The 12,253-nt window shown below is 72.8% G+C and carries 12 protein-coding genes and 1 tRNA gene; 3 read left to right on the forward strand and 10 right to left on the reverse strand.

Translation table 11 applies throughout. The features are described from left to right. Window positions 1–95: 95 nt before the first annotated feature. The 7 genes from tatC to ACU4ZT_RS08880 form a co-directional block, all read right to left on the reverse strand. Window positions 96–848, reverse strand: coding sequence for a twin-arginine translocase subunit TatC (tatC, locus tag ACU4ZT_RS08850; RefSeq protein WP_063071944.1), 753 nt, complete (start codon window positions 846–848; stop codon window positions 96–98). Between the two features lie 54 nt (window positions 849–902). Beyond that, window positions 903–1,244: a Sec-independent protein translocase subunit TatA gene (tatA, locus tag ACU4ZT_RS08855; protein ID WP_063071837.1), complete on the reverse strand. Its 342-nt coding sequence runs from the start codon at window positions 1,242–1,244 to the stop codon at window positions 903–905. 199 nt (window positions 1,245–1,443) lie between these two features. Beyond that, a complete protein-coding gene (locus ACU4ZT_RS08860; RefSeq protein WP_414763385.1) occupies window positions 1,444–2,433 on the reverse strand; it encodes a helix-turn-helix transcriptional regulator in 990 nt (329 codons plus the stop codon). After that, a complete protein-coding gene (locus tag ACU4ZT_RS08865) occupies window positions 2,430–3,437 on the reverse strand; it encodes a helix-turn-helix transcriptional regulator (protein ID WP_063071835.1) in 1,008 nt (335 codons plus the stop codon). The genes ACU4ZT_RS08860 and ACU4ZT_RS08865 overlap by 4 nt, the downstream gene beginning before the upstream one ends. A 46-nt stretch (window positions 3,438–3,483) precedes the next feature. After that, window positions 3,484–4,527 carry an FKBP-type peptidyl-prolyl cis-trans isomerase gene (locus ACU4ZT_RS08870; protein WP_063071834.1) on the reverse strand — a complete coding sequence of 348 codons (1,044 nt, stop codon included), beginning with the start codon at window positions 4,525–4,527 and terminating at the stop codon, window positions 3,484–3,486. Window positions 4,528–4,588: 61 nt separating this feature from the next. Continuing rightward, entirely contained in the window at window positions 4,589–5,653 is a 1,065-nt protein-coding gene (locus ACU4ZT_RS08875) for a tRNA (adenine-N1)-methyltransferase (RefSeq protein WP_414747923.1), read from the reverse strand. Continuing rightward, entirely contained in the window at window positions 5,650–6,345 is a 696-nt protein-coding gene (locus ACU4ZT_RS08880; RefSeq protein ID WP_063071832.1) for an HAD family hydrolase, read from the reverse strand. The genes ACU4ZT_RS08875 and ACU4ZT_RS08880 overlap by 4 nt, the downstream gene beginning before the upstream one ends. Before the next feature lie 89 nt (window positions 6,346–6,434). Between ACU4ZT_RS08880 and ACU4ZT_RS08885 the strand changes: the two genes are divergently transcribed. Continuing rightward, a complete protein-coding gene (locus ACU4ZT_RS08885) occupies window positions 6,435–7,394 on the forward strand; it encodes a PAC2 family protein (protein WP_063071831.1) in 960 nt (319 codons plus the stop codon). Between the two features lie 38 nt (window positions 7,395–7,432). Here ACU4ZT_RS08885 and mshC read toward each other — a convergent pair whose 3' ends face one another. From mshC to ACU4ZT_RS08900, 3 genes are read right to left on the reverse strand one after another with little or no spacing between them, the layout of a single operon-like run. Next, entirely contained in the window at window positions 7,433–8,716 is a 1,284-nt protein-coding gene (gene mshC, locus ACU4ZT_RS08890; RefSeq protein ID WP_445337038.1) for a cysteine--1-D-myo-inosityl 2-amino-2-deoxy-alpha-D-glucopyranoside ligase, read from the reverse strand. Between the two features lie 4 nt (window positions 8,717–8,720). After that, window positions 8,721–9,539, reverse strand: coding sequence for an undecaprenyl-diphosphate phosphatase (locus tag ACU4ZT_RS08895; RefSeq protein WP_414747921.1), 819 nt, complete (start codon window positions 9,537–9,539; stop codon window positions 8,721–8,723). A gap of 42 nt (window positions 9,540–9,581) precedes the next feature. Continuing rightward, window positions 9,582–10,892 carry a M20/M25/M40 family metallo-hydrolase gene (locus tag ACU4ZT_RS08900; protein WP_063071828.1) on the reverse strand — a complete coding sequence of 437 codons (1,311 nt, stop codon included), beginning with the start codon at window positions 10,890–10,892 and terminating at the stop codon, window positions 9,582–9,584. 115 nt (window positions 10,893–11,007) lie between these two features. On the opposite strand from ACU4ZT_RS08900, the gene ACU4ZT_RS08905 reads away from it, so the two are divergent. Continuing rightward, a tRNA-Leu gene (locus tag ACU4ZT_RS08905) sits at window positions 11,008–11,093 on the forward strand. Window positions 11,094–11,221: 128 nt separating this feature from the next. Next, the gene (locus tag ACU4ZT_RS08910) at window positions 11,222–12,238 is read left to right on the forward strand and encodes a magnesium and cobalt transport protein CorA (protein ID WP_063071827.1); all 1,017 of its coding nucleotides are present in this window, start codon (window positions 11,222–11,224) and stop codon (window positions 12,236–12,238) included. Window positions 12,239–12,253 lie beyond the last annotated feature (15 nt).

The following is a 12,253-nucleotide window of genomic DNA, read 5'->3' on the forward strand; positions in this document are numbered from 1 at the left end:
CAGTCTAGGCGGCGGATCCGGGCGTCGGCCGGGCGCGGACGCGACGACGCCCGCCCCTCGCGGGACGGGCGTCGGATGCGCGGGACCCGCGCGCGTCAGGGCAGCAGGTCGTCCGTGAGCGTCGCGGCCCGACGCGCACGACGCTTGTCGTTCAGCAGCGAGATGCCCGCGGCGATCAGGTACAGGACCGTCATCGGCACGGCCAGCAGGAACATCGACATGACGTCGGCCGCCGGCGTCGCGATGGCGCAGAACAGGATGATCAGCAGGATGGCGATGCGCCACGACTTGATGATCGCCGTGCCGGTGAGGATCCCCATGAAGTTGAACAGCACGAGGAACACCGGCAGCACGAACGCGATGCCCACCGCGAACACGAGCTTCAGCACGAAGTCGAAGTACTCGCGCGCCGTGATGAACGAGGAGTCCCCCGCTCCGGCGAACTGCGTGAGCAGCGCGACGATGTGCGGCAGCACGAACCAGCCGGCCGCGCATCCGCCGAGGAACAGCGGCACGGCGGAGAAGAAGAAGCCGAAGGTGTAGCGGCGCTCCGTCTTCGTGAGGCCGGGGACCAGGAAGGCGAAGACCTGGTACAGCCACACCGGGCTGGAGATGATGAGGCCCACGTAGAGGGCGATCTGCAGTCGCAGGTCGAAGGCCGACGTGATGGTCGGGAAGTTGAGGCTCGCGTTCCGCCCCTGCTCGGCGTTGATCTCCTCGATGGGCGCGCGCAGCGCCTCGAGCACGAACGACGACAGGAACCAGCCCGCGACCATCGCCAGGACGATGGCCACGCCGGCGATGAACAGGCGCTTCTTCAGCTCCAGCAGGTGCTGGACGAGGGACATGCGCCCCTCGGCGTCCCGCTTCGTGGCGCGGGGCCGCTCGGTGGTGCTCACGGATCAGGCGCGGGGGCGGGAGTCCCCGTCACGCGGGGAGTCGTAGCGCGGGGCGTCGTAGCGGGGCTCGTCGGCGCGGGTGTCGCTGGGGCGGACGAAGTCGCGCGGGGCGTCGCGGTCGTCCGAGCGGTAGCGCTCCTCGTCGCGGCGGCGGTTCTCCTCGCGGGTGTCGTCCCGGCGGTCGGACGCGCTCTCCTCCTTCATGGTCTTGACCTCGCCCTTGAAGATGCGCATGGACTGGCCGACGCTCTTCGCCAGGGCCGGCAGCTTGGTGGAGCCGAAGAGCAGGACGATGACGACGAGGATGATGACGAGGTGCCAGCCGCTGAAGGCGTTTCCGAGCATGTGGTTCACATTCCTTAGGTCACGAAGGCCGGACAGTCGTTGTCGGATTGAGGACGAGTCTATCGTCGGGACCCTGGGGACGGCAGGGAGGGCCGAGCGGTTCACGCGGAGTTCGCCTCGCGCGCCTACCGGTGTTCGCGGGAGCCGACGAGGGGTCGGGCGGCCGGAGCGGAGCCCGCCCGCGACAGGTGGAGCCCGGTCAGGCCTCCGCGTCGTAGGCGGCCGCGGCGCGTGCGGCCCAGTCGGCGACGGCCGCGCGCGCCTCCGGCGGGCCGGTGACCACGACGACGCCGGCCATGCCCGCGACGAGCCGCACCAGGCCCTGGTAGTGCGCCACGCGCACCGTGAGCTTCACGCGGCCCGGACTGCCGGGGATCGGCACGGGCCGCTCGTCCCCCACGAAGTCGCCGAGGAGCGGCAGCGCGGACTCCGCCACCTCCAGCGAGACGCGGAGGTCGTCGGGGCTCGGCTCGAACAGGGTGTCGCCGAGCACGACGTCCTGGGGGCGGTGCTCCGGCGGGAGGTCGGTGACGAGGAGCTCGTCGAGGCGGTCGAGGCGGAACGTGCGGACGGCGCCGCGCGCCAGATCCCAGCCGCGCAGGTACCAGTCCTGGTCGACCGACTCGAGGCGCAGCGGATCCACGACCCGGCGCTCCGTGCCGCCGCGGGGGCTGCGGTAGTCGAACTCGACGCGGCGCTCGTCGGCGATGGCGCGGCGCAGGTCCTCGCGCGTGCGGTCGCCCGCGCCGGCGGCGACGGCGACCTGGCTGGGGCTCGCCGAGGAGCCGCGCGCCAGCTTCGCCATGAGCTGCCCGACGAGGTCGAGGTCGCTGGCGTCGGCCTGGGAGGAGACGTACTGGAGGCCCGCGATGAGCGCCGCCGCCTCGCGCGCGGAGAAGCGCGGCGAGTCGTCGAGGGCGACCATGTGCGTGATGACGATCTGGTCGTTGTCCTCGAAGTCGTCCCAGGCGATGTCGAACAGGTCGCCGTGCTGGTACGACGCGGTGGATCCCGGGACGCCGGAGACGGCGATGAGGCGCACGGCCTGGCGGATCTGCTCGGCCGGCACCCGGAAGTGCGCGGCGGCCTGGGCGACGCTCACCCGCCCGTGGTCGGTGAGGTACGGCACGAGGGCCAGCAGGAAGGCGAGCTTGTCCTGCGCCTGGAGCGGTGCGGCGCGGTCGGTCACGATGCGTCCTCCCGGTGGGCGGCGGCGGTCTCGGCGAGGCGGGCGCGCACGGCGTCGCGCAGCCGCGGCGGCGCGATCACGCGCGCCTCGGGGCCGAAGCCGGCCACCTCGTCCGCGAACAGGTTGGTGTCGGAGTAGTGCACGCGCAGGCGCCCGTCGCCGAGGTCCTCGGTGTCGCGGCGGCGGCGGAGGCGGATCTCCGCGTCGCTGCCGGGCACCACCGACACCTCGCCGACGCCGTTCGCCCACACCCGGTCGAGGTCGGCGAGGGCGCGCTCGGCGTGGTCCTCCCCCTCGGGCGTGAACGCGCGGCTCGTGACGCGGACGCGGTCGACGATGCGGGAGAGCAGGAAGGTGCGCGGGCCGTCGGCGTCCTGGTCGATGCCGTGCAGGTGCCAGCGCCCCTGGTGCTGGACGAGCGCGAGCGGCGCGACGGTGCGGGTCCGCGCGGCGCGCTCCCCGGGCTTGAGGTAGCCGAACGTGACGAGCACGTGACGCTCCAACGCGACGCTGAGCGGCCCGAACGCCGCCTCGCGCGTGCGCAGCCGAGGCGCGTAGCCGATGACCGGGTCGTCCGACTCGACGCCGAGCGAGCGGAGCTTGATGAGCGCGCGGCGCGACTCCCCCGACAGCGACCCCTCGCGCCAGACCATGGCCGCGAGGTTGAGCAGCGTCGTCTCCTCCGGCGTGAAGGACAGGTCCGCGGGCAGCTCGTAGGCGCCCCGCGGGATCCGGTACCGCAGGAGCTGGTTGTTGCCCTCCTGGCCCGGGGACTCGACCGTCTCGAGCGGCACGCCGAGGTCGCGGATGTCGTCCTTGTCGCGCTCGAACTGGCGCTCCAGGTTCGCGTTGTCTCCGCCCGCGCGATACCGCTGGCGGTACCCCTGGACGCTCGAGAGGACCTCGTTCTTGGTCAGGCCCTGCTCGGTGGCGAGCAGCGCCAGCACCAGGCTGAACAGCCGCTCCTCGACCGGCACGGCGGGGCGGGGGGATGACTCGGGCACTCGGATGTCCTCACGGTGGTGCAGCCCCCGGCCGGTGGCGATGCGCTTACTTGCTCGGCTTGCTCGTCCCGAGGATATCCACGACGTAGACCAGCGTGGAACCCGCGGGGACCTTGGCGGACGCCTGGTCGCCGAATCCGTCGCCCGGCGGGACGACCGCGATGACCTGGTCGCCCACGTGCTTGCCGACCAGGGCCTTCGCGAGTCCGGGGGTGACGACGACCGCGGAGGGCGCGGACGCCGACCCGGCCGTGCTCGCGGCGGCGGGGACCTGCAGGGGACCGCCGGCGGCCCAGCTGGATCCGAAGACGGCCTGCTTCTCGGCCGAGGCGCTCGTGCCCCAGACGACTCCCGTGTACTGCATCGTGACGACGTCGCCCTCGGCGACCTCGTCGCCGTCGCCGGCGCGCAGCAGCGCGTCGCGGTAGTCCGTGGGCGGGGTGCTCGGCGGGATCGTGACGCCCGGGACGCCGTCGTCGGTGGTGACGACCGAGGGGAACCCGGCCTGCGCGGGACGCCGGTCGCCGGTGGCGCGCTCCGGGAACGAGGAGATGATGTCGACGACGAGGACGAGGCCGTCCGTGGCCTCGAGCCCGCGGGAGGAGAGGTCCTGACCCGGGAAGACGGTGGAGACCGGCACGGTGACGGCGAGGCGCGAGCCGACCGGCATGCACGTCATCGCGTCCTCGAGGTACGGGAGCCCCTCGTGCAGCGACGCCGTGGTGAAGACGTTCGACCCGGTGGTGCGCGAGTTCGGGGCGACGCGCGCGTACTCCGCGAGCGTCTCGCCCGTCTTGCCGTCGACGATGGAGGCCGCGGCGGTGATGCCCTGGTGCGGCTGAACCCGCTCCCCGTCGCCCGCGACGAGGACGGAGACCTCGGTGCCCGAGGGCTTGAGCGGCGTCGGGAACGTCACGGAGGCGGGGGCGCTGCCCACGTCGCCCGTGGCCTGGACCGCGCTCGAGGAGGTACCGGGCTGCCCGAGGGGCGTGCAGTCGGCCGCGGAACCGGATCCGGAGCCCGAGGGGCTGCAGGCGGCGAGCGACAGGACGAGCCCTGCGCAGACGGTGAGCGCGGCGGAACGGCGCACGTGACTCCTCTTTCGATGGTGGGGGTGGCCGGCACGCACCCGCGTGATCGGCCCTGTCATCCTAGGCGGTGGGGTCGGCGGGCTCCGGCGCATCGGCCGCGCCGTGGGGATCCGCCGCGCCGCCCGCCTCGGCCGCGTCGCGCGCGCCCGCCAGCTCGGCGCCGTGCTCCGCGATGCGGACGCGCTTGCGCAGGACCTTGTCGCTGACCCGGCGCTCGCCGAGCGAGCCGGGGGTCCAGGCCTCCATGTCCTCGTCGCTGAAGTCCGACTTCGACGCGCGGCGCTTGAGCTGCGGGAGGACGGATCCGGGCGCGAGGCGCCGGGCGGTGATGAGGAAGCCGGTGTGCCCGATCATGCGGTGCTCGGGGCGGACCGCGAGGCCCTCCACGTGCCAGCCGCGGATCATCGTCTCGCTCGCGTCGGGGTTCGTGAAGAGGCCCGTGTCGCGCAGCGCCTCGGCGACGCGCGAGAGCTGCGTGACGGTGGCGACGTAGCAGAGCAGGACGCCGCCGGGCGTGAGCGCCTCGGCCACGGCGTCGACGCACTCCCACGGGGCCAGCATGTCGAGGACGACGCGGTCGACGGAGTGCGGCTCGGTCACGGTCGGCAGCGCCTCGGCGAGGTCGCCGAGCGTGATGGACCAGTTCTCGGGGCTGTGCCCGAAGTAGCTGGAGACGTTGCCGCGGGCCACGTCGGCGAACTCCTCGCGGCGCTCGAAGGAGAGCAGCGTGCCGGTGGGGCCGAGGGCGCGCAGCAGCCACATGGAGAGCGCGCCGGATCCGACGCCGGCCTCCACGACCGTGGCGCCCGGGAACACGTCGGCGAGGCCGAGGATCTGCGCGGCGTCCTTGGGGTAGATGATCGCGGCGCCGCGCGGCATCGACATGACGACGTCGGACAGGAGCGGGCGGAGCGCGAGGCACTCGACCCCAGCGCTGTTCGTCACGACGCTGCCGTCGGGCAGGCCGATGAGGTCGTCGTGGTCGATCATGCCGCGGTGGGTGTGGAACACCTTGCCGGGCTCGAGCAGGATCGTGTTGAGGCGGCCCTTGGGGCCGGTCAGCTGCACGCGGTCGCCCGCGCGGAACGGGCCGCTGAAGCGCGCGGCCGCGGTGTCGACGGTCATGCGCGCACCTCGTCGCGGGTCGGGGCGCCGGCGCGCCGGGCATCGTGGGCGGCCTCGACGTCGGCGAGCGTGCGGCCGGCGAGCGTGTCCCAGAGCACGTAGGCGTCGTCGGCGGGCAGGGGGACGTGGTGCGGGACGGCGATCACGGTGGCGCCCGAGGCCACGGCGGAGGCGACCCCGGGTACCGAGTCCTCGATGGCGACGCAGTCGCGGATGTCCACGCCCAGCAGGTCGGCCGCGGCCAGGTACGCCTCGGGGTGCGGCTTGCTGCGGGAGACGTCGTCGCCGGCGACCACGTGGTCGAACGCGTCGAAGGGGACGGCGTCGGCGACCTGGCGGGCCATGCGGCCGATGGACATGGTGACGAGAGCGGTGGGGATGCCGGCCTCGCGGATCGCGCGGAGGAGCTCGCGCGCGCCGGGACGCCACGGCACCTCGACGAGGATCTGCTCCATCACCCGGTCGCTGAGGCGGTCGATGATCTCGCCCGCGGGCAGGTCGACGCCGGCCTCCTGCAGGATGCGGGCCGAGTCGGGCAGCCCGTTGCCGACGAGCCGGAGCCCGTCCTCGTGCGTCCACGTGCCGCCGAACGAGCCGACCAGCGCCGCCTCCGCCACCATCCAGTAGGGCTCGGTGTCCACGATGGTGCCGTCCATGTCCCAGAGGACGGCCGCGGGTCTGTTGCTGATCACGGGGAGCGAGTCTATCGGGGGGCCGCCGCGTCCTAGGATCGTACGACGACCGCCGGCCGGGTGGTCGGGTCGGAGGGGACGGGAGTCACGTGGCGGATGCCGAGAGGTTCGTGAGCGGACGGCTGCTGGTCGTCGCCTTCGAGGGCTGGAACGACGCGGGCGAGGCCGCCAGCGGAGCGGTCCGGGCGCTCAAGGAGCTCCTCGACCTCGAGGCGGTGTCGTCGGTGGATCCCGAGGACTACTTCGACTTCCAGTTCAACCGCCCCACCATCGGCTTCGCGGAGGACGGCACCCGCGAGCTCGAGTGGCCGGGCGCCACGCTCTACGGCCCGAAGGACCCCCGGCGACCCGCGCAGGACCTGGCCGCCGACGCGCAGCTCGGCGTGAGCGGCGACAACGGCGGCAGCATCCACCTCCTCCTCGGCGTCGAGCCGTCCCGGCACTGGACGGCCTTCACGGCCGAGGTGCTCGACGCGGCACGCGCCGCGGGCGTCGAGGGCGTCGTGCTGCTCGGCGCGCTGCTCGCGGACGTTCCGCACACGCGTCCCATCACGGTCTTCTCCACGAGCGAGAACGCGGACGTGCGCGCCGAGCTCGGCATCGAGCGGAGCACGTACGAGGGACCGGTGGGGATCCTCAGCATCATCGCCCAGCGCGCCGAGGAGATGGGCATGCCCACCGTCTCGCTCTGGGCCTCGGTCCCCCACTACGTGCACAGCGCGCCGTCCCCGAAGGCCACGCTCGCGCTCATCGACAAGCTCGAGGAGATGGTCGACGTCGTGATCCCGCGCGGCGAGCTGATCGAGGAGGCCGCCACCTGGGAGGCCGGCATCGACCAGCTCGCGGGCGAGGACGAGGACATGGCGTCCTACATCCAGCAGCTCGAGCAGGCGCGGGACACCGTCGACTCCCCCGAGGCGAGCGGCGAGGCCATCGCGCAGGAGTTCGAGAAGTACCTCCGCCGCGGCGACGGGCCGCGCGGCCGAGGCGACGACCGCCCGGACGAGCCGTGGCGGCCCCGGGAGCCCAAGGACCCGAAGGACCAGTAGGGCGGCGCCGCGGCGGACCGCGCGGACTCCTGCGCCGGTCAGGCCGCGGGGCTCCCCAGCCGCACGCCGAGCAGCGCGTCGACGGCCTCGACCTCGACGGGCGTCGCGGGCACGCCCGTCGCCACGCGGAGGTCGAGCAGCAGGAGCGCGCCCGGGGTGTCCAGGTCGTCGGCCAGCCGCTCGCGCACCAGCTGCACGAGCTCGCCGGGCTCCTCCGCGACGGCGTCGACGGGCGGCGTCGCCGCATCGACCCACGCGTCCCACGCGGCGAGCCGGGCGACCGACTCCGCGAGGAGCGCGTCGGTCCACTCCCAGTCGGCGCGGTAGTGCTGGGCCAGGAGCGCGAGGCGGATGGCGCGCGGATCCACGCCCGCGGCCCGCAGGCGCGACACGAGCACGAGGTTGCCGAGCGACTTGCTCATCTTCTCGCCCTGGTAGGCGACCATCCCGGTGTGCGCGTACACGCACGCGAAGTCCTCGCCGGTGAGGGCGGAGGCGTGGCCGGCGGACATCTCGTGGTGGGGGAAGATTAGGTCGGATCCGCCGCCCTGCACCGTGACGGGCCGGTCGAGCTTCCGCAGCGCGATGACGGCGCACTCGATGTGCCAGCCGGGCCGTCCGCGGCCGACGACGCCGTCCCACGCGGGCTCGCCCGCGCGCTCGGCACGCCAGAGCAGCGGATCCAGCGGGTCGCGCTTGCCGGGCCGCTCGGGGTCGCCGCCGCGCTCGGCGGAGAGCGCGGACATCGTGTCGCGGTCGTAGCGGCTCTCGTCGCCGAGCGCCCAGGGTCCGTCCTCGCCCGCGCGGGCCACGTCGAAGTAGAGGTCCCGGGCGCCGGGCTCGACGGCGTCGGGGGTGTCGACCGGGTAGGCCGTGCCGCGTCGCACGAGCTCGGCGACGGCGGCCGCGACCTCGTCGACGACCTCCGTCACGCCGACGTAGAAGTCGGGCGGAAGGATCCGCAGCGCCTCCATGTCGGTGCGGAACAGCTCGACCTGCTCGGCGGCGAGATCGCGCCAGTCGACGCCCGTGGCGGTCGCCCGCTCCAGCAGCGGGTCGTCGACGTCGGTCACGTTCTGCACGTACGCCACGTCGTAGCCGCGGTCGAGCCAGACGCGCTGCAGGGTGTCGAAGGCGAGGTAGGTGGAGGCGTGTCCGATGTGCGTCGCGTCGTACGGCGTGATGCCGCACACGTAGAGGCCCACGCGGCCGTCGCCCGCGCACTCGGCGGGACGGACGGTTCCGCTGCTCGTGTCGTGCAGCTGCGGGACGGGCGGCTCCCCCGCGACGGCGGGGACGGCGGTACGTGACCAGGCGCGCACGGGATCAGGCCGCGATCGCACCCGTGCCGAGCAGCACGAGCAGCACGACGCCGAGGGCGACGCGGTAGACGACGAAGGGCATGAAGGTGCGCGTGGAGATGTACCGCATGAGGCCCGCGATGACCGCGAGGCCGACGACGAACGCGATGAGCGTCGCGACCGCGGTCTGGCCCGCGCCCGCCTGGCCGGTCTCGTCGAAGCTCTTCACGAGCTCGTACAGGCCGCTGCCGAAGACGGCCGGTACGGCGAGGAGGAACGAGTACTCGGCGGCGACCGGGCGGGCGTAGCCGAACGCGCGCGCCGCGGTGGTGGTGGCGCCCGACCGGGAGACCCCGGGGACGAGGGCGAGGGCCTGGGCGATGCCGATGCTCACGCCGTGCCCGTACGTCATGTCCTTCTCGAGCCGGTCGCTGCGGCTGTACCGGTCGGCGAGGCCGAGCAGGATGCCGAAGACGATGAGCACGATGGCGACGATCCAGAGCGAGCGGAACGTGGAGCGGATCGTGTCCTGGAAGAGGTAGCCCGCGATGCCGATGGGGATGGTGCCGATGATGACGAGCCAGCCCATGCGCACGTCCGGGTCGCTCTTCGGCATGCCGCCGCGGAGCGAGCGGAACCAGGCCGACAGGACCCTGCCGATGCGCTTGCGGAAGAACACCACGACCGCGAGCTCGGTGCCGAGCTGCGTGATGGCGGTGAACGTCGCGCCCGGGTCGCCGCCCAGGAAGAGCCCGGCGATGCGGAGGTGCGCGCTCGAGGAGATGGGCAGGAACTCGGTCAGACCCTGGACGAGGCCCAGGAAGATCGCCTCGAGATAGCTCAAACGGGTGCTCCCAGTGTCGGGTGGCCCACCTGGGGCTCGGATCTAGTAGTTCAGGAGGAGGTCGCGCAGGACCTGCCTCCCGAAGACTAGTGCGTCGAGCGGGACGCGCTCGTCGACGCCATGGAACATCGCCGGGAAGTCCATCGAGGCCGGCAGCTTGAGCGGCGCGAAGCCGTAGCCGGTGATCCCGAGGAGGCTGAGCGCCTTGTTGTCCGTGCCGCCGGAGAGCATGTAGGGCAGCACCTCGGCCTCGGGGTCGTGCGCGCCGAGGGTGGCGACCATGGCGTCCACGAGCGGACCGTCGAACGGGTTCTCGAGGCCGACGTCCTGGTGCACGATGCGCACCTCGACGCCCTCGCCGGCCAGCTCGCGGACCCGCGCGAGCACGGCCTCCTCCTCGCCCGGGAGCACGCGGATGTCGACCAGGGCCTCGGCCGTGTCGGGGATCACGTTGTGCTTGTAGCCGGCGGTGAGCAGCGTCGGGTTGGTGGTGGTGCGGAGCGTCGCGGCGATGAACTTCGAGGCCGTGCCCGTGGCGATGGCCAGGTCGTCCGGCGTCACCTGCTTCGGGTCGGCGCCGACGATCCGGGCGATCTCGTCGAGCAGCTGGCGCGTCGTGTCGGTGAGGTGGACGGGCCACTCCTCCATGCCGATCCGCGCGACCGCGCCCGCGAGGCGCGTGACGGCGTTGTCGCGGTTGACCTGCGAGCCGTGGCCCGCGGTGCCGGTGGCGACCAGGCGGATCCAGATGAGCGCCTTCTCCCCCGTCTGCAGCAGGTACGCGCGCTTGCCGGCCAGGTCGATGGAGTAGCCGCCGACCTCGCTGATGGCCTCGGTGGCCCCCTCGAACCACTCGGGGCGGTTCTCGACGACGTACGCGGAGCCGAGCACGCCGCCCGCCTCCTCGTCGGAGAAGAAGCCCATGATGAGGTCGCGCTCGGGGGCGCGACCGGAGGTGATGATCTCCTGGAGCGCGGTGATCATCATCGCGTCCATGTTCTTCATGTCCACGGCGCCGCGGCCCCAGAGCATGCCGTCCTTGATGACGCCGCCGAACGGGTCGACGGACCAGTTCGCCGGGTCGGCGGGGACCACGTCGAGGTGGCCGTGCACGACGAGCGCGGGCTTGTCGCGGTTGCGCCCCGGGATGCGGGCGAGGACGCTCGTGCGACCGGGCGCGGCGTCGATCAGCTCGGGCTCGAGCCCCAGGTCCTTGAGATGCTGCTCGACGTACTCGGCGGCCTCCGTCTCCCCCTCCGACCGGCCCTCGCCGTGGTTGGTCGTGTCGAACCGGATGAGGTCGCGGGCGATCCGCGCGGTGGCGTCGAGGTCGTCGGGGAGCGTGTCGGTCATGGGTCCACGCTATCGAGGCCGGGCACGGGCGTCCGGCCCGGCGGGTGGTCGAGAGGCCTCCCGAGCCGTGCTAATGTCGTCTCTCGGCAGCCGGAGACGGCGGGCCGCACATCCTGTCCGGATGGCGGAATTGGTAGACGCGCTAGCTTGAGGTGCTAGTGCCCGTATTAGGGCGTGGGGGTTCAAGTCCCCCTTCGGACACACACGAGAGCCGGTCGGATCCACGAGGATCCGACCGGCTCTTCCTCGTTCCCGGCCGGCTCGGCCACCGCCCGGCTACAGTCGCTCTCGGCCCGCGCGACGGGCCTCCGACCCGAGAGCGAGATCGCATGACCGTCGTCGACAGCGCCGTGTACGTCCAGGGGGTCCGCACGGCGGATCCGGAGAGCCTCGACGAGACGTTCGAGGTGATGCGCGAGCGCCAGGGCCTCGCGTGGATCGGCCTCTACCGCCCGGACGCGGACGAGCTCCACCACGTCGCCGCCGAGTTCGGGCTGCATCCGCTCGCGGTCGAGGACGCCCTCACCGGCCACCAGCGGTCCAAGATGGAGCGCTACGGCGACACCTGGTTCGTCGTCCTGCGGCCCGCGCGCTACGTCGACGCCGATGAGCGCGTCGAGTTCGGCGAGCTGCACGTGTTCGTGGGGCCGGACTTCGTGGTCACCATCCGGCACGCCGAGTCGCCCGACCTCTCCGCCGTCCGTCACCGCCTCGAGGACGACCCCGAGCTGCTCGCGCTCGGCCCCACCGCCGTCCTCTACGCGATCCTCGACCAGGTCGTCGACGAGTACGGGCCCGTCGCCGCGGGCCTCGAGGACGACGTGGACGAGATCGAGGACCAGATCTTCGGCGCCGATCCCGACGTCTCCCGCCGCATCTACGCGCTCATGCGCGAGGTCACGGCCTTCCAGCGCGCCACCGCGCCCCTCGGGGCGATGCTCGACGACCTCCGCGCCGCCGCCGAGCGGCGCGACGTGGACCTCGAGCTGCGCCGCGGCTTCCGCGACGTCCACGACCACGTCATCCGCGTCGCCGAGCGGGCGGACGCCTTCCGCACGCTGCTGCAGAACGCGCTGACGGTGCACACGACCCTCGTCGGCCAGCGCCAGAACGACGAGATGAAGAAGCTCACCGAGACGAGCCTCGCGCAGAACGACCAGGTGAAGCGCATCTCGTCCTGGGCGGCCATCCTCTTCGCGCCGACGCTCGTCGGCACCATCTACGGCATGAACTTCACCAACATGCCGGAGCTGAAGTGGACCTACGGCTATCCGCTCGCGCTCGGCCTCATGGTCGTGATGGGCGGCATCCTCTACGCGGCGTTCCGGAAGCGCGGCTGGATCTGATCCGCGGGCCGGTCG

Source organism: Clavibacter davisi (assembly GCF_052751415.1).